Origin of the sequence: Citrobacter sp. Cpo045 (assembly GCF_030332875.1) — a bacterium.
In the GTDB taxonomy this organism is placed as follows: domain Bacteria; phylum Pseudomonadota; class Gammaproteobacteria; order Enterobacterales; family Enterobacteriaceae; genus Citrobacter; species Citrobacter portucalensis.
Genome location: NZ_JAOWGZ010000072.1, coordinates 124,007 through 150,940, shown reverse-complemented (window position 1 = coordinate 150,940; position 26,934 = coordinate 124,007). Strand labels below are relative to the sequence as shown.

The following is a 26,934-nucleotide window of genomic DNA, read 5'->3' as shown; positions in this document are numbered from 1 at the left end:
GCAACGTATCGGGGGTTCGAATCCCCCCCTCACCGCCATATTTTAAGAAGAGCTCGTACGAAAGTACGGGCTTTTTTTTCGCATGTTGCATTTGCCGGATGCGGCGCAAGCGCCTTATCCGGCCTACATTGCTACAGCCCTGAATATCTCCGTAGGCCTGATAAGCGAAGCGCCATCAGGCATGGCAGTTATTGTCGGCTGAGCAGCGTTAGCACTTCATAGTGCGCGGTGTGTGGGAACATATCGAAAAGTTGGACGCGTTCAATGCGATACTCGGGCAACTCACGAATATCCTTCGCCATGGTTTGCGCATTACAGCTGGAATAAACGATAAAACGCGGTGCCATGCGGGAAAGAAAATCGCACAACGGTTTTCCAATCCCGCGACGCGGCGGATTCACCAGCACCAGGTCAGGTACTTCGCCCTGAGCGGTAGCAAACTGGGTTGAATCCAGCGCCTGAAAATGCAGATTCTGCAACCCAAGCTCCTGCGCTGACTGCTTCGCGCAGGTAATCGCCTCTGGCGCGATTTCAATCCCTGTCAGTTTCATTTGCGGTGTAGCACAGTGCAGACCAAAACCCCCAACGCCGCAAAACAGATCCCACATGTGATTAACCGGAAGCTGACGCACCCAGTCACGCGCCGTGGCATATAACTGCCCCGCCACTACCGGGTTAGTCTGGAAGAAACTCTGCGGGCGGATCCACAACGGCACATCGTTAAAGCGTTCCGCCAGCGCCTGTTGTTCCGTCAGGAAGATTTCTGTCTCCCCTTCCATAATCGCCATATGCACCGGCTGAATATTGGCAGTGATCACTTTTAACTGTGGGAGTTGTGCCTGCAACCAGGGTAGTGCCGCGCGCAGTTGTGCCAGTTTTGCGTCAGAACGCAGGACAAAACGCAGCATCATACCGCCGTCGTATCGGCTTTCCGTTAACAGCAGATATTTCAGCTCCCCGCGTTTGCGCGCCACGTTATAGGGCGTCAGCCCCGCCCGAGCGATAAACGGCTTAAGCGCGGCAAATACGGGCGCAAAAGACTCAGGATAGAGCGGACAGTCGCACAAATCCTCAGGCGTACCGTCACGATGCAGCATTCCCAGAAGCGGTTTTTCCACGCTGCCGCTGACCACCATTTTGGCTTTATTACGAAACGCGCTTTCCGGACCACTGACCGGCGCGCACCATTCTCCGACCGGGTACTCGGCCAGCAGATTCTGCAGATCGGCTGTTTTTTCGAAGAGTTGATCGGCGACAGGCTGTGTTATCCACTGACAGGAGCGGCAGCGTTCGGCGTCATATAGTGCGCATTGCATACAAAGACCTACAAATTAACCGGGGGCCAAGATTATACACGTTATTGCAAACGGAAGAACCGCCTGCTGGACGCAGGAACAAACAGCAGCAGCAATACCAGCATATCCGGCAGTTTTTGCATCACCAGCGTATGCAGGATTTCGCGTCTGGACTCCCCCGCAATACTGAACAGTTCGGGATATCCGTAGCCCAGCGAAGCCGCCCACAGATAGACGCTGGCGATAATCTGGGTCAACAGATAGATCCAGCGTGCCCAGTTCCGTCCTTTTACCAGCGAAAATGCGCAGTAAATTTCGATAAATAGCAGCACCAGACTGCCCAGAAACACCAGCGTCAAATTCCAGGTCTGCACACTGCGATGAATAAACTCACTGGTTCCACGAAACCCAAGCGTATTAAAAATCATCAACAGATCGAGACAGCGGATCATGATAATAGCCAGCGCCGCCACCTGCACCAAAGCAGGGACGTTTAAGCGAGCATGTGATGTGGATGATTTCTTAAAAAATCCCAACGCGTCGTCTTCCATGAAAACGGCGCAACCACCACAGCTGCGCCGTATAGACAGGTTGGCAGATTTTAGTTTTTTCAGCCGCGTCTTGCACGTTGGATATCGCGGATCCGTTGTTTTTCTGTTCGCGCCATCAGATACCACGCGATAAATCCGATAATTCCTACCACACCAAGGATCAGCGTCGCCAGGGCGTTGATCTCCGGGTTTACCCCCATACGTACGCTGGAGAACACCAGCATCGGTAACGTTGTGGCGCCAGGACCAGAGACAAAGCTGGCAATAACCAGATCATCGAGTGACAGAGTGAAGGCTAATAGCCAACCGGAAATCACCGCCGGCATAATCATCGGCAGGGTGATGACGAAAAAGACCTTCAGCGGCGTGGCGCCGAGATCCATCGCCGCTTCCTCAATGGAGTGATCCAGTTCGCGCAAGCGTGAAGAAATCACCACCGCCACATATGCCGTACAGAAAGTGACGTGCGCCAGCCAGATGGTCAGCATGCCGCGATCCGCCGGCCAGCCGATGGCGTGAGCCAACGCAACAAACAGCAGCAGCAGCGACAAACCGGTAATAACATCCGGCATGACCAGCGGCGCGGTGATCATAAAAGCGAAACCATTCGAACCGCGAAAACGACCAAAGCGCACCATTACCACGGCGGCGATGGTGCCAAGGATTGCCGCCATCGTCGCAGCACCCGCAGCAATCGTTAAACTCATGCCGACGGCGCTTATCATCGCGCTATCGTGAAAAAGCTCGCCATACCAACGTGTTGACCACCCCGCCCAGACCGTCACCAGCTTCGAGCTGTTAAACGAATAGATAACCAGCATTAGCATCGGCGCATACAGGAAGGTAAAGCCCACTACCAGGATAAAAATACGCCACGGCGAGCGAACGACCGGTAAGTTATTCATCCGTGTTCCCCCACGCTTTTTTGCTGATATTTGTGGAACCACATGATCGGCACAATCAGTAGCAGCAGCATAATAATGGCGACAGCAGAAGCCACCGGCCAGTCGCGGTTATTGAAAAATTCCTGCCACAGCACGCGACCAATCATGATGCTATCCGGGCCGCCCAACAGTTCCGGGATCACAAACTCGCCAACAGCCGGAATAAATACCAGCATTGACCCGGCGATAATCCCACCCTTGGTCAACGGCACAATCACGCTAAAGAAGGTCTTCAGCGGCCGGGCACCTAAATCCAGCGCCGCTTCCACCAGCGAGTAATCGATACGGGTCAGCGCGGTATAAATCGGCAGCACCATAAAGGGCAAATAGGCGTAAACAATACCGATGTAGACCGCCAGATTGGTGTGCAAAATCGTCAACGGTTGGTCGATTACGCCCAACCACATCAGGAAGTTGTTCAGCACGCCGTTGTTTTTTAGGATCCCCATCCAGGCGTATACGCGAATTAAAAACGAGGTCCAGGACGGCAGGATCACCAGCAACAGCAGAATATTACGCGTTGAGGGTTTACTGTGCGCGACGGCCCATGCCAGTGGGTATCCCAGCAGCAGGCAACAGATTGTCGAAATTCCCGCCACCTGTAACGATTGCATGTAGGCATCGAAATAGAGCGGATCGTCCGTCAATTGCAAAAAATTGCCTAAATTGAGCGTGATGGATAACTGATCGTCAGCCCATGAAACGAGGTCCGTATAGGGAGGAATAGCGCGCGCCATTTCAGCCAAACTGATTTTGAAGACGATCAGAAAAGGCAGCAGAAACAGGAGCAGCAGCCACACATACGGCAGCGCGATCACCAGCTTGCGCCCGTGCTTCATTTGCAGCCGCGACATAAACAGCGTGAATCGCCCTGCTTTATCCACGCGTGCCGGAGGTTCAAGTGTACTCATCTTCGCTCCTTAAACCGTCAACACCACACAGCTGTCCGCATCCCAACATAAACGGACTTCGTCACCCCAGGTTGGTAATCCCTTGCGATAACGATGCTCATTTTGTAGCTGGGCGCTCAACATCTGGCCGCTTTTCAAACGTACGTGGTACACCGACAAATCGCCCAAATAGGCAATGTGTACCACTTCGCCTACCGCGAAGTTATAACCCTCTGGCGGAGGGGCTTCGCAGAGCATGATTTTCTCCGGGCGCAGCGCAACGTATACCGGGACGTTATCGACAACAGAAGCATCGGCGTCCACTTTCAGCGGATGCACCAGTCCAGGAGACTCAATCACCAGACCATCTTCCTGGCGTTCTTTTAGCAGTCCCTCAAAAACGTTTACCGAACCGATAAACTCTGCGCTGTAGCGCGTAGTCGGATGCTCATAGATCTCTTCAGGCTCGCCAATCTGAACAAATTTGCCACGGTTCATGATCGCAATACGGCCCGCCATCGTCATGGCTTCTTCCTGATCGTGTGTCACCATCACGCAGGTCACGCCGACGCGTTCAAGGATATCCACTACTTCCAGTTGCATGCGGTCTCGGAGTTTTTTATCCAGCGCTCCCATCGGCTCATCCAGCAGCAGCAGTTTTGGCCGTTTTGCCAGGCTGCGCGCCAATGCCACGCGCTGACGCTGGCCGCCAGAAAGCTGATGTGGCTTGCGTTTGGCGAACTCCTGCATATGCACGAGTCCCAGCATCTCATTCACCCGACTGGCGATTTCAGCCTTCGGCAGTTTGTCCTGCTTGAGGCCAAAGGCAATGTTCTGCTCGACAGTCATGTGCGGAAACAGAGCATAGGACTGAAACATCATATTAATCGGACGCAGATAAGGCGGGACATGCGCTAAATCGACGCCATCAAGCATGATTTGCCCGGTGGTCGGCAGTTCAAATCCCGCCAGCATCCGTAGCAGAGTCGATTTGCCACAGCCGGACGCGCCGAGCAGAGCAAATATTTCACCTTTGTAGATAGTAAGATTGACGTCATCAACGGCGTGCTGACCGTCAAATGACTTGGTCAGATTGCGAATTTCAAGCAGCGGGGTCAGCGCCTTGCGGATTTTCGCTTGTGGGCGTGGGGTTGCATCATTCACTCAGGTGCTCTCCGGCATAAAACAAAGAAACGGTGCAAATAACGCACCATAACGGTGCGTATTGCCGGGTTATATGTGTCCGGGTTCAACGCTGCCCGGCAGGCAAAAATCCTGCCGGGTCATGTCCCAAACATCGGTTTATTTCCCGCTTTTTACCTTCGTCCATGCGCGGGTACGTACACGATCGATCTTCGGATCCTGTACTTTCAGTGTGAACAGCTTGGCGCGAACATCCGCAGGCGGGTAGATACCCGGGTTGTCACGAACTTCAGGGCTGACCAGAGCCGTCGCTTCTTTGTTGGCATTGGCATAAAACACGTGGTCGGAGATATGCGCAATCACATCAGGGCGCAGCAGGTAATTGAGGAACTGATAGGCTTCATCTTTGTTTTTCGCATCGGCAGGCATCGCGAATACGTCAAAGAACGCCATTGCACCTTCTTTAGGAATTGAGAAGGAGATATTGACGCCATTTTTCGCTTCTTTCGCACGGTTTGCCGCTTGCCATACGTCCCCTGCCCAGCCAATCGCGACGCAGGTATCACCGTTTGCCAGGTCGTTAATATATTGCGAGGAGTGGAAGTAGCGAATATTTGGGCGCAGCTTCAACAGCAGATCGGTTGCCGGTCCGGTGTAATCATCCGCTTTGGTACTGTTTGGGTCTTTACCCAAATAGTTCAGCACCGTGGCAAACACCTCTTCGGGCGCATCGAGGAAAGAGACGCCGCAGCTTTTGAGTTTTTCCAGATTTTCCGGTTTGAGGATTAAATCCCAGCTGTTAACCGGCGCATCTGGCCCCAGCACCGCTTTGACTTTATCCACGTTATAACCAATACCGGTCGTAGCCCACATATACGGCATCGCGAACTTGTTGTCCGGATCGTGTTTACCCACCAACTTCAGCAGTTCAGGATCAAGATTTTTCCAGCCCGGCAATTTGCTCTTATCAAGCGGCTGGAATACGCCCGCAGTCAGTTGACGCTCAAGGAAGCTGGCAGAAGGAACGACAAGGTCAAAGCCGGTACTGCCAGCCATGAGCTTACCTTCCAGTACTTCATTGGAATCAAATACGTCATAGATAACTTTAATTCCGGTCTCTTTTTCAAAATTAGCCACCGTGTCCGGGGCAATATAATCAGACCAGTTATATATATGCAGCGTTTTTTGTTCAGCAGCGAGCGTGCCGGCAGAGATGGTCATCAGAGCACCCGCAACCAGGCCTGATAACCATTTTTTATTTAAGGCGGTCATAATCTCTTTCCTTCTGAAAGTTCGTTAACAAACGAACAAAAATGTCACACTCTAATGATATGCAAGAAACGTGCATATTCTTTCATGCGGCACCGATGAAAAGAGAGACCTCTCCTCATGCCGCTGTTGCTCGCTGGCATCCGCCTATGCATTCAACACACATTGTGGCCACAGGTTAGGTCACAAGGGGCTGTTTAAATGATGACGTTGGTAAGCTTCGCAAGAATAACTTTAGCCAGGAATTGTGGATATAGCCCAGATTAAAAAACGTCTTTTATCAATTTTTTATGCAGGAATTGTCTATGACATAAAGCGGAAGGCGCTGAATCGAGGTGAATAATTCTTTAATGAAAGGTTAAATGCAGAATAAAAACAGGCAATACGCAACCGCTCTGGCAGCGGCTGCGCAATATATGTCCAGATTCAGGAAGAATTAATGGAGGAAATGAATTTCAGCGGTACTGTTTTGCGCATCTTCTTCAGCATTAAATAACAGCTGATGCGCTCCGGCTTCGAGGATCACCATCGATATTTGCTCTTCGCTCTGGCGAACAAAACATTCAAACTGCTCAAAGGTTACGCCCGGCGTAACGGATAAAGACTGGCAAACCACCAGCTTTGGCAGATTATCATCCTGCATATCCAGAAACGCTTTCACCGTCAGTGAACTGGCATTGATCGCAGACAGATCGGCTGCCAGTGGCAGCAATGCAGAAGGTCTGACTTCCGCCATCGCAGAAAACAGAATGACGTTATCGACCAAATCAACTTTTGCATCAAAGATGCCGTCAAAATTCTGCATGTGTGGCAAGTGCAGCGCCTGACAGGTATCGCATTCAAAAAAACTCATGCCCAGGTCGTCGAGCCATTGACGCAACGTATCCAGAGTGGGAACGACCAGTGATGTCATAATAATGTGCGACCTCTATTGATGAAAAAAATACCGGCACAGCTTACGCAAAAAGAGCGTGTCATACCACGATCGCAATCGATATTGCGCTTAGCCGCCGATTTTAAGACAAAATTCAGGAGTAGCATGGCGCTCGATCCACTGGATCATTTTCGCGGCAATGTCTATTCCGGTGGTTTTCTCCACGCCTTCCAGCCCCGGAGACGCGTTGACCTCCATGACCAGTGGCCCTCGATCAGCACGCAGAATATCAACGCCTGCAACGTCCAGGCCCATCGTCCGGGCGGCTTTGAGCGCAATTTCTCTTTCGCGCGGCGTGATACTCGCAATAGTCGCCACCCCACCGCGATGGAGATTAGAACGAAAATCGCCCTCTTTAGCCCGTCGTTCAATGGCGGCCACTACTTCATCGCCCACCACGAAACAGCGGATATCGCGACCCTTCGCTTCTTTGATATATTCCTGAACCAGGATATGGGCATTCACCCCACGAAAGGCATCTACCACGCTTTCTGCAGCCTGCCGCGTTTCCGCCAGCACCACGCCAATACCCTGGGTGCCTTCAACCAGTTTCACCACCAACGGCGCACCGCCAACCATGTCAATCATGTCGCTGGTATCGTCCGGAGAGTGAGCAATTCCGGTAATGGGTAAATCAATTCCCTGACGCGCCAGCAGCTGTAGCGAACGCAGCTTATCGCGCGCTCGCGTAATCGCTACTGATTCATTCAACGGATAGCTACCCAGCATCTCAAACTGGCGCAGCGCCGCCGTCCCATAAAAGGTAATCGCGGAACCAATCCGCGGGATCACCGCATCGAAATGAGGAAGCTGACGGCCCTTGTAATGAATAGAGGATGCCGCCGGGCTGATGTTCATATAGCAAGAAAGGGGATCGATAACTTCAACCAGGTGACCGCGCTGCATCGCCGCTTCACGTAGGCGTTTACAAGAATAGAGCGTTCCGTCCCGGGACAAAATGGCAATTTTCACCCTGCACCTCTCTGAATGACCTGGTAAAAGCTGGCGTATCATACACTGGGTTAAAATCTTTAGCGCGTAGCCCATCCCTGTTTATGCAAATATTCCAGGATAAAGGGGCGACTTTCTTTAATGATGGTACGGCGAATATGATCGCTCCAGGTGTCGCGGCGGGTATTGCTGCCTCGGGTCAGATAGTACTGCGCGAGCTGCTCATCATATTGCGCCAACACATCACTGTTGAGTGGCTGGTATTGGTTTTCATGCACCACAAGCGATGCGGGCAGGCGCGGCTTGATATCCGGGTTATCCGCAGGCCAGCCGAGGCACAATCCAAAGAGCGGCAGAACATGTTGCGGAAGCTTCAGCAGTTCGGTGACCGGCTCAATATTGTTACGCAAACCGCCAATAAACACGCCGCCAAGTCCCAGCGACTCTGCCGCCGTCAATGCATTTTGCGCCATCATTGCAGTATCAACCACACCCAGCAGCAGCTGTTCCGCCAGCCCAAGTTGCGCGTCAGGGCAAATCTGCAAATGACGGTTAAAATCAGCGCAAAACACCCAGAACTCAGCGGCCTGTGCCACATGCTTTTGACCGCCAGATAAGGTAGCCAGTGATTCACGCAAGGATTTATCCGTTATGCGAACGATCGTCGTGCACTGTAGAAAACTGGAGCTTGACGTTCCCTGAGCGGCGGCAATAATCGCCTCACGCTGTGCATCCGAAATGGCATCATCAGTAAAATGGCGAATGGAACGGTGGCTGCGGAGTAAATCAATGGTTGGAGTCATCTCTTTTGTCTCTGTCTGAATCAGTTGAATCACCGGGTGTGCGAGACATCAGTTGCGGTGCCAGCAGTTGAGCAACACGCCACATCAACGCCACCGTAGCAGGGAGCATCAGCAGTACGCCCAGAAATATCATCACCACGCAGGCTAACGGGCTGTTAAGCGGTGCGGGCAAGGTGAGGTAATCGTTAAGCGATAGCAGCGCCAGCGATAACAAAACCATCCCAATTATTTCCAGCATCAATACGCTTTTGGGTAATACACCAATTGTGCGCATACGCGGCCTCCCGGCGAAATGGCTTCCATTATAAAACGTTCCGGCTTGCCGTGTTTAACAGATATAGCTTGAGGATATCAAAGCAACAGGCTGAACCTGCTTTCCATCCGTCACAAATCGCGGCATCATAACCAGTATTGCCATCCGGCCTGATAAGTTCGAGGAGAAAGAGATGTTTGCCGTTATTTTTGGTCGCCCAGGGTGCCCGTATTGCGTGCGCGCAAAAGAATTAGCAGAAAAATTAAGCAGTGAGCATGAAGATTTTAACTTCCGCTACATTGATATCCATGCTGAAGGAATTACCAAAGCAGATCTGGAAAAGACGGTAGGTAAGCCAGTTGAAACCGTTCCGCAGATTTTTGTCGATCAAAAACACATCGGCGGCTGCACGGATTTTGAAGCTTGGGCAAAAGAGAACATGAATCTGTTCGCCTGATAGCGGTTTCTACGCCCTCACCTTGAGGGCGTCATCAGTTCTTTTTCCGCCGTTGATGCTGATTGAATAAGCTACTGATAAATAAAAAACATAATGCGCCAAGTGCGCACCAAAACACCGCACTAAACAACCACGCCAGCTCTTGCCACAATGAACGCGTCGGCATAAAAACGAACCGCATCAGTAACAGGCAGCACGGCGCCGCCAACATTGCACCAAGCAGGGGTTTGAGCACTTCCCGTCGATGGGAAAAGAAGCTTGCTGCAGCACCCGGTAAGATAAAAAACAACAATCCGACCTCAGGATGCCCTGCCGCTCTGAATGCCCCTTTCACGTTCAGCGTTAATGAAAGACACACCACAATAAACAGCACAAAGCAGCAGACCGCACTCGCCCAACTTTGCTTATGTTTCAATCGTTCCTCCTGACACATTCTCTATCGAACACTCTTTTCGCCCGCAGGCGTCCAGTCAGATAAAGTAACTCGGCATTCCATGCCAAAAACACACCCACACGATTCTTATAGCCGTTGATACGTAATGAGATTAAACTAACCGCATATATTGTTATGCTGCATTATTCGGGGCTGTGTACGATGCTATCGCCCCTTAATTTCTGGCAAAAACATTAGCGTAAATTGCCATTTCTTTCAATAGCTTACTAGTAAACAAGAAGTTAGTCTCCGTGAATATAAACGTCGCAGATTTGTTAAATGGGAATTACATCCTGTTATTATTTGTGGTCCTGGCTCTGGGCCTGTGTCTGGGCAAATTACGTCTGGGTTCAGTCCAACTCGGTAATTCCATTGGCGTTTTAGTGGTCTCCCTATTATTAGGTCAGCAGCACTTTAGTATTAACACCGATGCATTAAATCTCGGCTTTATGCTGTTTATTTTTTGCGTCGGCGTCGAAGCCGGTCCCAACTTTTTTTCGATTTTTTTTCGCGATGGGAAAAATTATCTAATGCTTGCCCTGGTGATGGTCGGTAGCGCAATGCTGATCGCGCTGGGGCTGGGTAAGCTATTTGGCTGGGATATCGGCCTGACGGCGGGTATGCTGGCTGGCTCGATGACCTCAACGCCGGTGCTGGTCGGCGCGGGTGATACCTTGCGCCATTCAGGAATGACAGGGACACAACTTTCAAGCGCTCTCGATAACCTGAGCCTGGGTTACGCCCTCACCTATTTGATTGGTCTGGTCAGCCTGATTGTTGGTGCGCGCTATTTGCCGAAACTCCAGCATCAGGACCTGCAAACCAGCGCCCAACAAATCGCGCGTGAACGAGGTCTGGACACCGACGCTAATCGTAAAGTGTACCTCCCGGTGATCCGCGCCTATCGCGTTGGCCCTGAGCTGGTGGCATGGGCCGATGGTAAAAATCTGCGCGAACTGGGTATTTATCGCCAGACTGGTTGTTACATTGAACGCATCCGCCGCAACGGCATTCTGGCCAACCCGGATGGTGATGCGGTGTTGCAAATGGGCGATGAGATAGCCCTGGTGGGTTATCCGGACGCCCATGCTCGCCTCGATCCCAGCTTCCGTAACGGTAAAGAGGTGTTCGATCGCGATCTGCTCGATATGCGCATCGTCACTGAAGAAATTGTGGTGAAAAACCACAATGCCGTTGGTCGTCGCCTGGCCCAGTTGAAACTAACCGACCATGGTTGTTTCCTGAACCGCGTGATCCGTAGCCAGATTGAAATGCCTATTGATGACAACGTCGTACTCAATAAAGGTGATGTGTTGCAGGTCAGCGGTGATGCTCGTCGCGTGAAAACCATTGCCGATCGTATCGGCTTTATTTCAATTCACAGTCAGGTGACCGATCTGCTGGCCTTCTGCGCCTTCTTTATCATCGGTCTGATGATCGGGATGATCACCTTCCAGTTCAGTAATTTCAGCTTCGGCATCGGGAATGCGGCTGGACTGCTGTTCGCCGGGATCATGCTGGGCTTCCTGCGAGCCAACCACCCCACATTTGGCTATATCCCACAGGGTGCGCTGAATATGGTGAAAGAGTTTGGCCTGATGGTATTCATGGCAGGCGTCGGTTTAAGCGCAGGCAGTGGCATTGGTAATGGCCTGGGTGCCGTCGGCGGTCAAATGTTGATTGCCGGTCTGGTAGTCAGCCTAGTTCCGGTTGTCATCTGTTTCTTGTTTGGTGCTTACGTATTGCGCATGAACCGTGCCCTGCTGTTTGGTGCCATGATGGGCGCACGTACCTGTGCTCCGGCAATGGAAATCATCAGCGACACCGCACGCAGCAACATCCCTGCGTTAGGCTATGCGGGGACCTACGCGATTGCCAACGTTCTGCTGACATTAGCGGGGACACTCATCGTCATTGTCTGGCCTGGCCTTGGTTAGCACTGAAATTTTCCCTTAATTGAAAAAATTTTGCAGGTAAGCAGAACTTTTCTTCAAGGCGTCAGTCATAACTATTGCCACTGCTTTTCTTTGATGTCCCCAATTTGTGGAGCCCATCAACCCCGCCGTTTTGGTTCAAGGTTGATGGGTTTTTTGTTGCCTGAAATTTGCGCTCATCGCCTTCCACCTCTGAAACTCCTCCCAAATTTGCAGCATGCCGGTTATGGCACATACTTTAAAACGGTGCTTTATCGGGGATGGGGGTTAGTCATGTTGCTTACTGGCAAAGTCGCAGTAATTTTTGGTGGCAGCGGGGCTATTGGTAGTGCGGTTGCGCAGGCCATGGCGCGCGAAGGAGCCCATATATGTCTGGGCGCTCGCAGCCAGGAAAAACTTGATCGGACGGCCAGTATTATCCGAACGGCAGGTGGTACAGTCGAAACCTTTATCACCGATGTACTCGACGAGCACAACGCATCGAAGGAAGTTACCCGCCTTGCGCAGCAAACTGGTGGAATAGATGTGGTGGTTAACGCAACGGGATTTATGCACGAACAGGGCAAACGCCTTGACGCATTATCCCTCTCTGAGTTTATGAGCGGTATAACCCCTTTCCTCTCGGCGCAGTTCAATATCGCTAAAGCCATAACGCCGCACATGGGCGGCAATCGTGCGGGCGTCATTCTCAGCGTTGTTGCCCCCGCGGCCCCGATGGCGATGCCTGGTCATCTGGGTCATATTGTTGGTTGTGCAGGAACAGAGGCTTTTATTAAAGCGTTCGCCAGCGAGGTAGGACCGGCAAATATCCGGGTCGTCGGCGTGCGCTCGCATGCGATTGTGGATGCTGTTGCAGCTGGCTCCTATACCGGAGAAATTTTCTCCGCCAAAGCACAGTCAATGGGTTTAACCGTCGATCAATGGTTAGGGGGGGCGGCGCAAAGTACCATGCTCGCGCGCCTGCCTACGCTTGCACAAATCGCTGAGGTCATGACCTTTCTTGCTTCAGACCATGCCAGCGCCATGACCGCGACGGTGGTGAATATTACCGGAGGCGCTACGCACAGCTGACTGTCGCGGGTATCCCTGCAATACGCTCCACCATCAGCAAGATATCTTCTCGCTGCAGCGGTTTTTTGTCCGTGACAAAATGCAGCGTCATTCCTTCAATAAACGCATCCAGCGCCCGCGCCGTAACCGGGTCAAACCACTGCTCCAGCGTTTGTTGGCTGCGTAGCATCCAGTTCTGCATCACCGTTTTCAACGCTGGTTTACGGCTGGCAAAAGCATACAGCTGATACATGAGCTCCATATTATCAGGCGTTGTGACCTGAGAGCCGTAAATCATATCGGTAATGGCATGGCAAGCCTGCGACGCATCCTTAACATCGGCAAAAAAGTCCTGATACTGCAGCATCATCCTGTCAGTAAAACGGCCAAATGCCTCCATCAAAAGCTCATCGATTCCCGAAAAGTAATAGGTCATAGAACCCAGTGGTACCTCGGCAATCATAGCGATTTTACGGTGTGTAACCCCATGAATACCATGGGCTATTACTGCATCCAGAGTCGCCTGAACTATTTTTTCCCGCCGCTGCGGATCGTTTGCACGTCGCACTACATTTCCTCTTCTTGCATTTGTGTACAAATGTACACAGTCTTGCTAATGTTGTCTCCTTCCCTCTTTTCTTTGGCTCGAATTCATGACTGGCATCTCATCACGCAAAGCCTTAAGACGTCGCACCTGGGCGCTGTTCACGTTCTTCTTTTTACCAGGATTATTAATGGCCTCCTGGGCAACGCGTACCCCTGCCATCAGAGATATCCTCTCCATCTCCACTGCCGAAATGGGTGCGGTGTTGTTTGGGCTCTCTATTGGTTCGATGAGTGGCATACTTTGTTCGGCCTGGCTGGTGAAACGATTTGGCACGCGTAAGGTGATCCGCACCACCATGTCTTGTGCCGTTCTCGGAATGGCGATCCTCAGCGTAGCGCTCTGGCTACATTCCGCATGGCTTTTCGCGTTTGGCCTGAGCGTATTTGGCGCCAGCTTTGGCGCGGCAGAAGTTGCCATCAACGTCGAAGGTGCGGCAGTTGAGCGCGAAATGAACAAAACCGTGCTGCCGATGATGCACGGTTTTTACAGCCTGGGAACGTTGGCAGGGGCTGGAGTTGGAATGATGCTTACCGCCTTCAGCGTCCCGGCTACCGCGCATATTCTTTTGGCTGCAATGGTTGCTATCACACCTATTTTCATCGCCATCAAAGCTATTCCTGACGGCACGGGCAAAAATGCCGCTGACGGTTCTCACTCCGGTGAAAAAGGACTGCCTTTTTATCGTGATATCCAGCTATTGCTGATCGGCGTTGTAGTGCTGGCGATGGCATTTGCTGAAGGTTCCGCCAACGACTGGCTTCCACTGTTAATGGTGGACGGACATGGATTTAGCCCGACATCAGGCTCGCTGATTTATGCCGGTTTCACGCTGGGTATGACCGTTGGGCGATTTACCGGCGGCTGGTTCATCGACCGTTACAGCCGCGTTGCGGTGGTGCGCGCCAGTGCGCTGATGGGCGCTCTCGGGATTAGCCTGATTATTTTTGTCGATAGCTCCTGGGTGGCGGGTGTGTCCGTTATTCTGTGGGGACTCGGCGCATCGCTCGGCTTCCCGCTGACCATTTCAGCCGCCAGCGACACCGGCCCCGATGCCCCAACCCGCGTCAGCGTCGTGGCGACCACCGGTTACCTGGCGTTCCTTGTTGGACCGCCGCTGCTAGGCTATCTGGGTGAACACTATGGCCTGCGCAGCGCTATGTTAGTGGTGCTGGCGCTGGTGCTTGTCGCCGCCGTCGTCGCGAAAGCGGTAGCGAAACCGGATCTCAAAAATACTACGGTGATGGAGAACAGCTAATGAGTATCAAATTAATTGCGGTCGACATGGACGGCACATTTTTAAGCGACCAAAAAACCTATAACCGTGAGCGCTTTATGGCGCAATACCGCCAGATGAAAGAACAAGGGATCCGCTTTGTGGTCGCCAGCGGCAACCAATATTATCAGTTGATTTCCTTTTTCCCCGAACTGGCCAATGAGATCTCATTTGTCGCCGAAAACGGCGGTTGGGTGGTCAGTGAAGGAGAAGATGTCTTTAACGGCGAACTGGCTAAAGACGATTTCCATGCCATCGTAGATCATCTGCTGACCCGCGCCGATATCGACATTATTGCCTGTGGTAAAAACAGCGCCTATACGTTGAAACAGTACAGCGATGAGCATAAGAACGTTTCCGCCATGTACTATCATCGTCTCGAATTTGTAGATAATTTTGACAATCTTAACGACGTTTTCTTCAAGTTCGGGCTGAATATTTCCGACGACCGAATTCCACAGGTACAGGCCGATCTCCACGAGGCGATTGGCGATATTATGGTACCGGTGCATACCGGCTACGGCAGCATCGACTTAATAATACCCGGCGTGCATAAGGCTAACGGTCTGCGCCTGCTGCAACAACGCTGGAATATTAACGACGACGAGGTTGTTGTGTTTGGCGATGGCGGAAATGATATTGAGATGCTGCGTCAGGCGGGATTTAGTTTTGCAATGGCCAACGCCCATGAGCCGGTGATCGAGGCGGCAAAATATCGCGCAGGCTCGAACAACGAAGAGGGCGTTCTGGATATTATTGACCGCGTGTTAAGGAATGAAGCACCGTTTACGCATTAACGGCTCAGCACAGACGGCAACAAAATGATGGCATGATCTATTCATAATCCGCCTCAAATTAACCCGCTGGATTATTACTTCCAGTGAATATTTCAGGCGAGCGGATCATGAAGAAAAGTGTACTAATGGCGACATTGTTGCTGGGCTTTGCGGGGACAACATTTGCACAGAGCGTTACCGTTGATGTCCCCAGCGGTTATAAAGTGGTGGTAGTGCCCTCTTCCGTCAGCGTCCCGCAGGCGGTCAGCGTAACTACCGCACCACAAACGGTATATGTTGCTCCAGCGCCTGCTCCGGCCCCTGTCTATCGCGCACATCCTTATGCGCGACATGTGGCAAGCGTCGGTGAAGGGATGGTTATCGAACATCAGATTGACGACCATCACTAAGTTTCGTAAGGCCCGGACAACCGTAATACTGGTCAGTTAAGATCTTTGGTGAGCGGTAGGCCGGATAAGGCGTTTACGCCGCCATCCGGCAATTTGCTACAGGCCGCCGAATGGCGCTTCGCTTATCCGGCCTACAGCGTGATTCTATTATCAACATAATGATGAATTTATCGGCGTCATTATGCTTATCTGCGCTGGATTGCGGAAATCCGGACCTTAACCTTCCCGGGAATTCCCTACCCGTTTATCTTTCAGGAAGATAACCATCAGAATCAGCCACAGTACGCCGCTTGCCAGATTGAACAGGCTGAACAAGCCGTTCCCTCCCAGCAGATACGCGTGTTTGCTCAACTCAATACCGACGGTAAAAATCAGCATCTGCAACATACCCATTGCGGCAGAAACAGTCCCCTTACTCATTTCGCTGGCAAACAGCGTCAGGCGTACCAGCCCCGCATTCGCCACGCCAATGCCAAACGCATAGATGCTCAAACCCGCCGTCATCCATAGATATGCATGGGATGACACCACCGTGGCCGCAGCGGCAATAATCAGGCCAACGGCGATTGGCCAGCCGCCCATGATAATGAGCGAACGCACGGTTTTTCGCGAAGTCAGACGCGCCAGCACCAGGTTACCAGCAATCAACGCGCCAAAAATCGGCACCTGCAACAGACCATATTCGTAGCTGCTGAGATGTTCACCACTGATGATAATAATCGGGGACTGCGCAATCCACGCCAGTAACGGCAGGCTGACAAAACCCAACGCCAGTGCGCCTGCAACGAAGCGCACGTTCCTCAGCACCAGCTTATAATCCTTGCCCAGCTCTTTAATGGACAGCTTTTCACCAAGCCGGGTTGCCGTTTCCGGCATCGCGCGTTGCAGACCAAAAAAGGAGATGGCCGCCAGAGCAGCAAACAGGATAAACATCCCTTCCCACGGCAGAACATGTACCCAGGCTGCGCCTACCAACGGACCCAGCAGTGGCGCAATCAGCGCCACGTTTGCCATCAGCGCGGTAATTTTTATGCAGACCGCTTCTTCAAAGGATTCCTGAATGGCGGCGTAACCCACAGCACCAATAAAGCACAGGCTTATCCCCTGTAAAAAACGCAGGAAGGTAAATTGCTCAATATTCTGTGCAAGCAGGGTTGCAAGGCAGGTAACGATGAACCAGATCACACCGGTTAACATTACCGGACGACGACCAATACGGTCCGACAGCGGTCCTAACAACCACTGCAAAAACATGCCGCCTGCCAGATAGGCGGTCATGGACGTAGGTACCCAATCTAATCCGGCGTTATATTGCGCCACCACCGCCAACATTCCGGGCTGGATCATATCGTTGCCGATATAAGTGGAGAATTCGTAAAGCACCAGACAGAGCGGGAAAAGTAATGCCTGACGCCCCAAACGGACGCCTGAAGATAAACGGTTCTGCATGCAATCTCTTAACTATAGAAAAATCGCGCAAAGTGTAATAAATGCGCCGTACTGGTGATAGTGAATTATGTGATTTGAAAGCAAAATGCGCACATTTTTACACTCATTTGCTCAAGAACATTTTGCTTTAAGGTTAATTTAAGTTGAGACCGCTATCATGCTCAATAAGTCTCATTAATTGTCTTAAAAATCGTCATTTAACAGGCAAATAAGACAAGACCGCTTTTTATCCCGTGAAAGCAATTTTATGCTCTCCCCAAATGGGTCTTTTTAACGATTACACTGAGTCTGGACGTTATGCTGGAAAATCTGAACAATTCGCTTTTTTACTTGATCAATGCAACACCCGACTCTGCGCAATGGGCAATTTCGCTCGCCATTTTCATTGCCAAAGATCTGATCAGCATTGTGCCGCTGTTAGCCGTTGTGCTCTGGCTTTGGGGACCTCGTGGTCAGGTTACGCTTCAGCGCCAGTTGGTCATCAAAATGGCCATTGCGTTGGTAGTCGGTCTGACGATTTCTTGGCTGATGGGGCATCTTTTCCCCCACGATCGTCCGTTCGTTAACCACATCGGCTATAACTTCCTGCACCATGCGGCAGATGACTCTTTCCCGAGCGACCACGGTACGGTTATCTTTACCTTTGCTCTGGCCTTCCTGTTCTGGCATCGCTTGTGGACGGGTGCTCTGCTGATGGTTGTCGCCGTGGCGATTGCCTGGTCACGTGTTTACCTTGGCGTTCACTGGCCGCTGGATATGCTGGGTGGATTACTGGCCGGGTTGATCGGCTGTCTGAGCGCCCAGATGATCTGGCAACGGTTCGGCACAACCTTGTACCTCGGCTTGCAGACGTGCTATCGCACCTGCTTCGCTCTCCCCATCCGTAAAGGTTGGGTACGTGACTAACCCGCGGTAAAAAGAGTAGTATTAAGCGCGAAACTGAGCACTTATTCTATTCTCCAGGGGAATTATGGAAACTCGACGCGACGAGCGTATTGGTCAATTACTGCAGGCGCTGAAACGCAGCGATAAATTACACCTCAAAGAAGCCGCGACGTTGCTGGGCGTATCTGAGATGACCATTCGTCGCGACCTGAATAATCATGATGCTCCCGTCGTGCTGCTCGGGGGCTATATTGTTCTGGAACCCCGCAGCGCTAACCACTATTTAATCAGCGATCAAAAATCCCGTCTGGTTGATGAAAAGCGTCGCGCTGCCCAGCAGGCGGCGAGTCTCGTGCAGGCGCATCAGACCATCTTTTTCGATTGCGGTACGACCACGCCGTGGATCATTGAAGCGATCGACAATGAACTGCCCTTCACCGCAATCTGCTACTCGTTGAATACGTTTCTGGTGCTGCAGGAAAAACCGCAGTGCCGCGTCATTCTGTGTGGTGGTGAATTCCATGCCAGTAACGCGATTTTTAAACCGCTCGATTTCCAGGAAACGCTGAACAACCTCTGTCCGGATATCGCCTTTTATTCCGCAGCAGGTGTTCACATCGAAAAAGGCGCGACCTGTTTTAATCTGGAAGAACTGCCGGTGAAGCACTGGGCGATGTCGATGGCGCAGCATCATGTTTTGGTGGTCGATCACAGCAAGTTTGGCAAGGTGCGACCTGCGAGGATGGGGGAATTAAAACGCTTTGATACCATCATCAGTGATAACCGCCCTGACGATGAGTTTGTTGAGTACGCTAAAGCACAACGTATCACGCTGAAGTACTAACAGATACTGCCGGACGGCGATTGCGCCATCCGGCAATAAATAAGATTAAGAGAACCAACCACCAAACCACTGGTGGAATTTCATCATCACAAAGTCCCACATGCGGCTAAAGAAACCACCCTCTTCCACATCTTCCATCACCATCAACGGACGCTGCTCAATGGATTTTCCGTTCAACTGGAAGTCGATAGTGCCCACAACCTGACCTTTCTTCAGCGGTGCAGTTAGCTGTGGTTCAGTCAGGGTAAAGCTGGCCTTCAGGTTTTTGAGCTGGCCACGCGGAATGGTCACAGAACCCCCTTCTCCGGCGCCCAAATTCACTTCACTCTTATCGCCAAACCAGACGCGCTGGGTGACGAAAGTCGCATCCGGCTTGATCGGCGTAACGGTTTCAAAGAAACGGAAGCCCCAGGTCAGCAGTTTTTCTGACTCATTGAAACGAATGCGGTCGGTTTTTGCTCCCAGCACCACGGAGATCAGGCGCATATCGCCCTGGGTCGCGGAGGCCACCAGGTTGTATCCCGCCCCGGCAGTGGTCCCGGTTTTCATACCGTCCACGTTCAGGTTGGTGCTCCACAACAGACGGTTGCGGTTCGGCTGGCGGATTTTATTGAAGGTAAATTCTTTCTCTTTGTGAATAGCGTACTCTTCCGGCACATCGTGGATTAACGCCTTCCCGAGCAACGCCATATCACGTGCGGTACTGAACTGTCCTGCCGCATCTAGGCCGTGTACCGTCTGGAAAGTCGTGTTGGTCAGCCCCAGTTTTTTCGCATAGCCGTTCATCAGACCAATAAAGGATTCCTGGCTACCGGCAACGTAATCAGCGAGTGCAATACAGGCATCGTTACCTGACTGAATGATAACGCCTTTATTCAGATCGGACACCGCAACCTGATCGCCGGGCTTGAGGAACATGACCGACGAACCGCGCAGGGCTGGATTACCGGTCGCCCAGGCGTCTTTGCCCACGGTGACCATGTCGTTGAGGTTAATTTTTCCGGCCTTCAGCGCCTGCCCAACCACATAGCTGGTCATGATTTTGGTCAGACTGGCAGGATCCAGTTTCTCATCAGCATTACCTTCCGCCAGCACCTTACCACTGGCGTAATCCATCAGAATCCACGCGCGCGCGTCCACGCTCGGCGGGGCCGTCGGTTGCTCCGCCGCCTGTACGGTCGGCGCCAAAAGGATTAAGAGTGCAGAACCTGCAGCAAAGCTGCGAAGTGAAGAGAAGTATTGCGTCATAAATGCCACCCGAGTATCCATTCCAAAAAACCACGTCATACCACACCGTGTTTACACAAAACCGGCCAAGCGACCTCGACCAACCCATGCAGAAAAAGTCTGATGGATGACGTGTAAAATAAGTGCGGTGAGTAATAACGCACTAACGAGCTTAAAGAAACCGTAAGTTGGTAAAGTTTTTAAAGTTTATGCAATAACGCCGCGGTGCGCTGCTCCTGGCACGATTTTTTTAGACTTTGTTGCGTAAATATTAGGTTTACCCCACCATGTGAGCTAGTCAGATGGCATCTGCAGCCATAAAGCTGCTCAATTAATTTGCGGGGTTACTATGATTACACTGTGGGGTCGCAATAACTCGACCAACGTAAAAAAAGTATTGTGGACGCTCGAGGAACTGGAACTGCCGTATAACCAAATTCTGGCGGGCGGACAGCATGGCGGTAACCGCGATGCCGACTATCTGGCACTGAACCCGAACGGACTGGTCCCGCTGCTACGCGATGATGAAACAGACGTTGTTCTTTGGGAATCCAATACCATTGTCCGCTATCTGGCCGCTCAGTACGGACAAAAACGTTTGTGGATTGACGCCCCGGCCGCGCGCGCAGTCGGTGAAAAATGGATGGACTGGGCAAATCAGACTCTAAGCCCTGCGCATCGGGTTATCTTATTTGGTCTGGTCAGAACACCTGCCGATCAGCGCGATATGGCGGCCATTGAGGCAAGTAAGCAAGTTTGCGAGAACCTGTTTGCTATTCTGGATAACGCGCTGGCAGACCAGCCATGGTTCTCCGGCGCTGAATTTGGCACCGCGGATATCGCTGTTGCACCGTTCATCTATAACCTGTTCAACGTTGGTCTGAGCTGGACCCCGCGCCCGCATCTGGAACGCTGGTATCAACAACTGACCGAGCGCCCGGCGTTTCAAAAAATCGTGATGATCCCGGTCAGCTAACCAAATCAGGGACTCACTTTCAGTAATTCCCCGTCGGACTCGTCGGTTAGCACGTACAAATAACCGTCTGGTCCGACGCGCACATCACGGATCCGCTGCCCCCTTTCCTGCAACAGACGACCATCCTCAGTGACCGTATTCCCTTTAATGCTCAGCACGATCACTTCTTTATCTTTCAACGCGCCGATGAACAACTTTTGCCGCCACTGCGGGAAGGTATCGCTATTGTAAAAAGCCATTCCACTAACCGCCGGCGACTTTTCCCAATAAAAGATGGGTTGTTCCGTGCCAGCAACAATTTGACCTTTTGCTTCGGGAATTTTCAAACCACTGTAGTTAACACCCCAGGTCGCGATAGGCCAGCCGTAGTTTTTCCCTTTCTCGGGGATATTGATTTCATCGCCTCCGCGTGGACCATGCTCATTGAGCCACAACACATCACTCCACGGATTCATCGCCATACCCTGCGGGTTGCGGATGCCATACGACCAAATCTCTGCCCGCGCTCCTGCCATGTTCACAAACGGATTATCCGGCGGAATTTTTCCCTCGTCGGTCAGTCGGACTAATTTACCCTGCAATTTATCCAGGTCCTGGGCGGTAGCGCGTTGATTATTCTCCCCCAGGCCAATAAACAGATAACCGTTACCATCAAATACCAGACGTCCACCAAAATGGTTTCCGGTGGAAAGCTTTGGCTGTTGGCGAAAAACGGTCTGAAATCCTTGCAGATGTTTGAGATCGTCACTCAATCGCCCGTAGCCTACCGCAGTGCCCGCTTTGCCTTCGCGGTCGGCTTCAGCGAAGCTTAGCCATACCCGGCGAGATTGTGCAAAATCCGGTGCTAACGCCACATCAAGCAGTCCTCCCTGACCATTTGCCCAAACTTTGGGTACGCCGGTCAGCGGGTCGGAAAGCCCTTTATCAGGCTGCCAGAGTCGAAGCTGTCCACCTTTGAGCGTAATGAGCATACCGCGGTTATCGGGTAAAAAAGCCAGTGACCATGGGTGATCGAGTTTAGTTTGCAGCACTTCCACTTTTACCGCGGCGGCATAAGTGGAAAATAGCGCAAGTGGAACAGCACAGAGAAAGAGTCGACGCATAACACCTCCTTAATGGCTCTGCATAAAGCGTAGCCAGCAAGGGGAATTATCCCGCTACATTTACATAATCTTGACGAAAAGGGGGAGCGCCCTCCCCCTGATTCAGACGTGTTCCAGCGTTGGGTAAGATTGCAAACTCTGGATACTTAGCGTCAGCGTTGTCAGGCAGTTTTCCAGTTTCTCTGCGTTAACGGCGATAAACGTTGGACAATCGTGATGTCCACTCATAAGACAAACCGCGGCGGCGGCTAACGCCCCTTCAGCACGATGAAGGGCATTCCACTCTTCCTGATCAAGATGCATACCGTGAAGCTGTGATTGCTCGTGCAATTCGCGATTCAGTGCAAAAAAAACATCACGCAGGCGATCGCTCTCGCTAACTGACATGTAGCCTTTCGCTTTTCTCAACTGCAGATAAGCGGCAAGTTCGATACGGGCGTTTATCAATTTGTTGAGAAGATCGGTTCTCAGTCTGTCAACAACCATACTTTGTTCCTCCTCTTTCCAACTATGGTGCAACTTAATAGTATGGTTGTTTTTTGAACAAATAGATGTCCTACATCAATAAAGCCCAATTGATTAACATAATTTACAATGTTACAACTTCATCCGGTACGCTTATCGAAAGCGCCCAGTGTCTGACTCGCCTGACTTTTTTTGCTATACCTGATGTGGTTACTGCCATGGTGTTGATGATGAGGGGTCTATGTCGAAAGCAAATGATGCAGAAAAGATACGCACACTATCAAAAATAGATCTCAATCTGCTGACCATTTTCTGTTTGATCTATAGCGTGGGTAGCATTTCCAGAGTCGCTGACATGCTGAACATCTCACCTTCCGCCGTCAGCCAGTCATTAAGAAAACTGCGCGAAATGATGGGGGATAATCTGTTTGTCCGTAGCGGAAATGCCCTGTTACCGACGGTCTATTCTGATGAACTGTATGATAATACAATCCCAATTATCGATAAGCTGTCAACGCTGATGCCGCTTTCCACGCCTGCCACCAAAAAAAGGTTAACGCTTTATACGGAATCTTTTATTTCCCCTATCGTTATTCCAGATGTCACCGCCAGAATAATCGAGACTGACGCCGATATCAGCCTCCTGCACCTTACCGCCGACCTGAATGAACAGAGTATTATTGAACTGCTGAATATGCGTCAGGCAGATGCCGTTTTTTCTACCTTTGCCGTAGAGTCAGCAAGTCTTTCATGCCAGAAAATATGCGATATGCGCCTGGTACTGGCGGCCTCGCAGAATAATTCTTTATATGGTAACACCATCAGTGAAGCGCAATTCAGAAACGCTAACCTGGTCGGTTACAATACTAAGAATGAGAAAATCATTTATCATCGCAGTATTGTGGATAAAAAATTCAGAACCGGAGAACGCTGCCTGCTTACCTCATCGTTTACGGCGATTCTGACGATTGTGTCCAATACCCATTGTTTAGGGGTGATCCCGGAAAAGGTATTTGAAACACACGCTCAGCTGTATGGACTAAAAAAAATAAACACTCCGTTTCCCTTGCCACAATTTAGCGTGTTTGCCTCATCGCGCAAAGAAAGCAATACCCACAAAATCCTCTCACCTATTCTGGCTGATTTGCAAACAGCCTCCCTGTTATGAAAACCAGAGAGGCTGAGCGTTAGAAATACTGGCTACACGCGTATTTTTGCTATGCGCCAGATATGGTCGGCATATTCCTGAACCGTTCTGTCCGACGAGAAATACCCCATGTTAGCAATATTATGCATGGTTTTTGTCGTCCACTCCCGGGGAGTACGATACAACTCATCCACCGCATCCTGACAATCTACATAGCTGTGATAATCTGCCAATACCTGATAGTAGTCGCCGAAGTTAATCAATGAATCCAACACGTCTCTATAACGCCCTGGCTCCTGCGGACTGAACACCCCTGTACCGATTTGCGTCAGCACCTGATGAAGTTCCTCATCCTTTTCAAAGATGTGCCTCGGGTCATAGCCATCACGTCGCAGAGTTTCAACCTGATTAGCCGTATTGCCAAAGATAAAGATGTTATCTTCCCCAACGTATTCGCGCATTTCGATATTCGCACCGTCGAGCGTACCGATAGTGAGCGCACCATTCATACCGAATTTCATATTGCTGGTCCCGGAGGCTTCCGTCCCGGCCAGGGAAATTTGCTCTGACAGATCGGCTGCCGGAATAATTAGCTGAGCGAGACTGACGCTGTAATCAGGAATAAATACTACTTTCAGTTTGCCGCCAATCTGCGGATCGTTATTGACTAACTGCGCCACATCGTTAATCAAGCGAATAATTTGTTTTGCCATGTGATAAGAGGAGGCTGCTTTTCCGGCAAAGATATTCACTCGCGGTACCCAGTTGGCATCCGGCGCGGCTTTAATCCGGTTATAGCGTGTAATAACGTGGAGCACATTCATGAGTTGCCGCTTGTACTCGTGGATGCGTTTCACCTGCACATCAAACAGCGCATCAGGATTCACCACCACGCCGTAGTGGGTGGCAATATGGTGCGCCAGCCGCTGCTTATTTTCACGTTTCGCACGATGCACTGCCTCATTCACCGACGGATAATCTATAAACTGCTTCAGCTCGCCCAACTGCATTAATTTAGTCCGCCAGCTGTCACCGATATTTTCGTCCAGCACTTTGGCAAGCGGTGGATTCGCCAGCGCCAGCCAACGACGCGCAGTCACACCATTGGTTACGTTGGTGAAACGCAAGGGAAATATACGCGCGAAGTCTGCAAACAGTGATTCGGTCATCAGTTTTGAATGCAATGCCGACACGCCGTTTACCTTATGACTGACAACTACCGCCAGCCAGGCCATACGCACCACACGACCATTGGACTCATCAATTAACGACACACGTTTCAGTAGATCGCTGTCATTACGATAACGTTCCTGTAATGTCTTCAGAAAACGATCGTTAATCTCAAAAATAATCTGCAAATGGCGCGGCAAAATTCGACTTAGCATTTCTACTGGCCAGGTCTCCAGCGCCTCACTCATCAACGTATGGTTGGTATAAGAAAAAATCTGACAGGTCACGTCAAACGCGTTATCCCAGCTAAACTGATGATGATCAACCAATAAACGCATCAACTCAGGGATCGCCAGTACCGGATGCGTATCATTAAGGTGAATCGCAATTTTATCGGCCAGATTGTCGTATGTTTTGTGCAACTGATAATGACGACTCAGAATATCCTGGATCGTCGCTGAGGCCAGGAAATAGGCCTGGCGTAAACGCAATTCACGCCCCGCATCGGTGGAATCATCAGGGTACAAAACCCGCGAGATACGATCGAAGTGGTATTTGTTTTCCACTTCAGTAGCAAAGTCGGCCTGCTGATTCAGTTTGCCCGCATTAACTTCGCTATTCACCTGCACGTTCCACAAGCGTAACGTATTAGTCGTGTCCGTCGCATAACCTGGAATAATTTGATCATGTGCCACGGCCAGAATATCCTCGGTTTCAAGCCAGCGGGTTTTATTCCCTTCCTGTTGAACACGCCCGCCAAAACGTACTTTATAATGCGTATTATGACGTTTGAACTCCCAGGGATTACCGTATTCCAGCCAATAATCGAGCGACTCTTTTTGTACACCGTTAACGATATTTTGTTTGAACATACCGTAGTTATAACGAATACCGTATCCACATCCCGGCAACCCAAGCGTTGCCAGTGAATCAAGGAAGCAGGCCGCCAGACGACCGAGACCACCATTACCTAACCCGGGATCGTTTTCTTCATCAATCAGTTCTTCCAGTTCAAGCCCCATTGCCTCCAGCGCGCTTCTGACTTCGTCATAAATACCTAAAGAGAGCAATGCATTGGATAGCGTACGACCAATTAAAAATTCCATCGACAGATAATATACCTGGCGCGCATCCTGAGAGAATTGCGCCCGATTAGAACGGTGCCAGCGCTCGACCATCCGATCGCGTACCGCATATAACGTCGCATTAAGCCACTCCCGTTTCGTGGCGATTGCGGGATCTTTGCCAATAGTGAATAAAAGTTTATTAGCAATATCATCTCTAAGTTTATCAACATCAGAGTCCGTGGCGACCGGAAGTGGCGAAATATACATATTAACGTTACCTTTCAAATTTTGTAGGATGGTAATAGACAGGTGAATTATTTAAAGTTTGGGTACGTGAGCGTTAGCTTTTTGTCGAATATTTTCATGACTGGCGATAAACGTTAATTCTGTCATTAATACATGCCAACTTAAGCCTGTGGCAAGTGAGATATAATATAAACTCACACCATTAGCATAAAGAGTTTTAGCCATTTCAAGTTTCGACTTCAAAACAATATCTTTCAAATTTAACCTCATTAGTAACGCTCGACGAGATAAAATTTACGATAATGAGTGTCTATAGCCAAGAAGCGGCACTTAAAGCCGGAATTAGACTCACTAAACACCTTTCACTAACCGATCTACTCTT

28 protein-coding genes are annotated in these 26,934 nt (G+C 50.8%); 10 read left to right on the top strand and 18 right to left on the bottom strand.

The features are described from left to right. Positions 1–188 precede the first annotated feature (188 nt). From rlmC to OGY13_RS03355, 10 genes are all read right to left on the bottom strand, one after another. Positions 189–1,316: a 23S rRNA (uracil(747)-C(5))-methyltransferase RlmC gene (rlmC, locus tag OGY13_RS03400; protein ID WP_213752063.1), complete on the bottom strand. Its 1,128-nt coding sequence runs from the start codon at positions 1,314–1,316 to the stop codon at positions 189–191. Positions 1,317–1,357: 41 nt separating this feature from the next. Beyond that, positions 1,358–1,846 (bottom strand): YbjO family protein, encoded by a 489-nt coding sequence (locus OGY13_RS03395; RefSeq protein WP_003035378.1) that lies wholly within the window; start codon positions 1,844–1,846, stop codon positions 1,358–1,360. Positions 1,847–1,905: 59 nt separating this feature from the next. Then, positions 1,906–2,751, bottom strand: coding sequence for a putrescine ABC transporter permease PotI (potI, locus tag OGY13_RS03390; protein WP_008784246.1), 846 nt, complete (start codon positions 2,749–2,751; stop codon positions 1,906–1,908). Next, a complete protein-coding gene (gene potH, locus OGY13_RS03385; protein ID WP_071445005.1) occupies positions 2,748–3,701 on the bottom strand; it encodes a putrescine ABC transporter permease PotH in 954 nt (317 codons plus the stop codon). Before potH ends, potI begins: the two co-directional genes overlap by 4 nt. Positions 3,702–3,710: 9 nt before the next feature. Continuing rightward, positions 3,711–4,844 (bottom strand): putrescine ABC transporter ATP-binding subunit PotG, encoded by a 1,134-nt coding sequence (potG, locus tag OGY13_RS03380; RefSeq protein ID WP_003831665.1) that lies wholly within the window; start codon positions 4,842–4,844, stop codon positions 3,711–3,713. 138 nt (positions 4,845–4,982) lie between these two features. Then, positions 4,983–6,095, bottom strand: a complete 1,113-nt coding sequence (potF, locus tag OGY13_RS03375; RefSeq protein WP_213752064.1) for a spermidine/putrescine ABC transporter substrate-binding protein PotF — start codon at positions 6,093–6,095, stop codon at positions 4,983–4,985. Positions 6,096–6,528: 433 nt separating this feature from the next. Then, positions 6,529–7,005, bottom strand: coding sequence for a type III secretion system chaperone family protein (locus OGY13_RS03370; RefSeq protein WP_003831662.1), 477 nt, complete (start codon positions 7,003–7,005; stop codon positions 6,529–6,531). 90 nt (positions 7,006–7,095) lie between these two features. Next, positions 7,096–7,998 (bottom strand): 30S ribosomal protein S6--L-glutamate ligase, encoded by a 903-nt coding sequence (gene rimK, locus OGY13_RS03365; protein ID WP_003831660.1) that lies wholly within the window; start codon positions 7,996–7,998, stop codon positions 7,096–7,098. Positions 7,999–8,057: 59 nt separating this feature from the next. Then, entirely contained in the window at positions 8,058–8,780 is a 723-nt protein-coding gene (gene nfsA, locus OGY13_RS03360) for a nitroreductase NfsA (protein ID WP_008784243.1), read from the bottom strand. Beyond that, entirely contained in the window at positions 8,764–9,054 is a 291-nt protein-coding gene (locus OGY13_RS03355; RefSeq protein WP_213752065.1) for a DUF1418 family protein, read from the bottom strand. The genes nfsA and OGY13_RS03355 overlap by 17 nt, the downstream gene beginning before the upstream one ends. Before the next feature lie 172 nt (positions 9,055–9,226). Between OGY13_RS03355 and OGY13_RS03350 the strand changes: the two genes are divergently transcribed. Continuing rightward, positions 9,227–9,490 (top strand): GrxA family glutaredoxin, encoded by a 264-nt coding sequence (locus OGY13_RS03350; RefSeq protein ID WP_008784241.1) that lies wholly within the window; start codon positions 9,227–9,229, stop codon positions 9,488–9,490. 34 nt (positions 9,491–9,524) lie between these two features. On the opposite strand, the gene OGY13_RS03345 is transcribed toward OGY13_RS03350, so the two are convergent. Then, on the bottom strand, positions 9,525–9,905 hold the full coding sequence (locus OGY13_RS03345; protein ID WP_003035356.1) for an inner membrane protein YbjM: 381 nt from the start codon (positions 9,903–9,905) through the stop codon (positions 9,525–9,527). Between the two features lie 269 nt (positions 9,906–10,174). On the opposite strand from OGY13_RS03345, the gene OGY13_RS03340 reads away from it, so the two are divergent. Further along, a complete protein-coding gene (locus OGY13_RS03340; protein ID WP_003831652.1) occupies positions 10,175–11,860 on the top strand; it encodes an aspartate:alanine antiporter in 1,686 nt (561 codons plus the stop codon). 270 nt (positions 11,861–12,130) lie between these two features. After that, positions 12,131–12,928 carry an SDR family NAD(P)-dependent oxidoreductase gene (locus OGY13_RS03335; protein WP_213752066.1) on the top strand — a complete coding sequence of 266 codons (798 nt, stop codon included), beginning with the start codon at positions 12,131–12,133 and terminating at the stop codon, positions 12,926–12,928. Here OGY13_RS03335 and OGY13_RS03330 read toward each other — a convergent pair. Then, complete coding sequence (locus OGY13_RS03330; protein WP_003831648.1) at positions 12,915–13,475, bottom strand: TetR/AcrR family transcriptional regulator; 561 nt, start codon at positions 13,473–13,475, stop codon at positions 12,915–12,917. The genes OGY13_RS03335 and OGY13_RS03330 overlap by 14 nt on opposite strands. Positions 13,476–13,560: 85 nt before the next feature. On the opposite strand from OGY13_RS03330, the gene OGY13_RS03325 reads away from it, so the two are divergent. The 3 genes from OGY13_RS03325 to OGY13_RS03315 all read left to right on the top strand — a co-directional run bounded on the left by OGY13_RS03325 (position 13,561) and on the right by OGY13_RS03315 (position 15,973). Then, positions 13,561–14,769, top strand: coding sequence for an MFS transporter (locus OGY13_RS03325; RefSeq protein ID WP_008784238.1), 1,209 nt, complete (start codon positions 13,561–13,563; stop codon positions 14,767–14,769). After that, positions 14,769–15,584, top strand: coding sequence for a Cof-type HAD-IIB family hydrolase (locus OGY13_RS03320; protein ID WP_071445053.1), 816 nt, complete (start codon positions 14,769–14,771; stop codon positions 15,582–15,584). Before OGY13_RS03325 ends, OGY13_RS03320 begins: the two co-directional genes overlap by 1 nt. Before the next feature lie 107 nt (positions 15,585–15,691). Then, positions 15,692–15,973 (top strand): hypothetical protein, encoded by a 282-nt coding sequence (locus tag OGY13_RS03315; protein WP_003831642.1) that lies wholly within the window; start codon positions 15,692–15,694, stop codon positions 15,971–15,973. 216 nt (positions 15,974–16,189) lie between these two features. Here the strand turns inward: OGY13_RS03315 and OGY13_RS03310 are convergent, their stop codons facing one another. Continuing rightward, a complete protein-coding gene (locus OGY13_RS03310; RefSeq protein WP_008784235.1) occupies positions 16,190–17,422 on the bottom strand; it encodes an MFS transporter in 1,233 nt (410 codons plus the stop codon). A gap of 297 nt (positions 17,423–17,719) precedes the next feature. Between OGY13_RS03310 and ybjG the strand changes: the two genes are divergently transcribed. Together ybjG and deoR are read left to right on the top strand one after the other, a co-directional pair. Next, positions 17,720–18,328, top strand: coding sequence for an undecaprenyl-diphosphate phosphatase (ybjG, locus tag OGY13_RS03305; RefSeq protein WP_003831635.1), 609 nt, complete (start codon positions 17,720–17,722; stop codon positions 18,326–18,328). Positions 18,329–18,392: 64 nt separating this feature from the next. Continuing rightward, complete coding sequence (gene deoR, locus OGY13_RS03300; protein WP_048214595.1) at positions 18,393–19,151, top strand: DNA-binding transcriptional repressor DeoR; 759 nt, start codon at positions 18,393–18,395, stop codon at positions 19,149–19,151. A 45-nt stretch (positions 19,152–19,196) separates the two neighbouring features. Here the strand turns inward: deoR and dacC are convergent, their stop codons facing one another. Continuing rightward, on the bottom strand, positions 19,197–20,399 hold the full coding sequence (gene dacC, locus OGY13_RS03295; protein ID WP_020996521.1) for a serine-type D-Ala-D-Ala carboxypeptidase: 1,203 nt from the start codon (positions 20,397–20,399) through the stop codon (positions 19,197–19,199). A 328-nt stretch (positions 20,400–20,727) separates the two neighbouring features. Between dacC and OGY13_RS03290 the strand changes: the two genes are divergently transcribed. After that, the gene (locus tag OGY13_RS03290; RefSeq protein ID WP_032942804.1) at positions 20,728–21,354 is read left to right on the top strand and encodes a glutathione S-transferase family protein; all 627 of its coding nucleotides are present in this window, start codon (positions 20,728–20,730) and stop codon (positions 21,352–21,354) included. A 5-nt stretch (positions 21,355–21,359) separates the two neighbouring features. Here OGY13_RS03290 and OGY13_RS03285 read toward each other — a convergent pair whose 3' ends face one another. Continuing rightward, positions 21,360–22,457 carry a PQQ-dependent sugar dehydrogenase gene (locus tag OGY13_RS03285; RefSeq protein ID WP_213752067.1) on the bottom strand — a complete coding sequence of 366 codons (1,098 nt, stop codon included), beginning with the start codon at positions 22,455–22,457 and terminating at the stop codon, positions 21,360–21,362. 102 nt (positions 22,458–22,559) lie between these two features. After that, positions 22,560–22,943: a biofilm formation regulator BssR gene (gene bssR / locus OGY13_RS03280; protein WP_008784229.1), complete on the bottom strand. Its 384-nt coding sequence runs from the start codon at positions 22,941–22,943 to the stop codon at positions 22,560–22,562. A 220-nt stretch (positions 22,944–23,163) separates the two neighbouring features. Here bssR and OGY13_RS03275 point away from each other — a divergent pair, with 220 nt between their 5' ends. Continuing rightward, complete coding sequence (locus tag OGY13_RS03275; RefSeq protein WP_008784228.1) at positions 23,164–24,090, top strand: LysR family transcriptional regulator; 927 nt, start codon at positions 23,164–23,166, stop codon at positions 24,088–24,090. A gap of 32 nt (positions 24,091–24,122) precedes the next feature. Here OGY13_RS03275 and glgP read toward each other — a convergent pair whose 3' ends face one another. Further along, complete coding sequence (gene glgP, locus OGY13_RS03270; RefSeq protein WP_286637533.1) at positions 24,123–26,573, bottom strand: glycogen phosphorylase; 2,451 nt, start codon at positions 26,571–26,573, stop codon at positions 24,123–24,125. 51 nt (positions 26,574–26,624) lie between these two features. Continuing rightward, complete coding sequence (locus OGY13_RS03265) at positions 26,625–26,810, bottom strand: glycine cleavage system protein T (protein WP_239497869.1); 186 nt, start codon at positions 26,808–26,810, stop codon at positions 26,625–26,627. Positions 26,811–26,934: the final 124 nt, after the last annotated feature.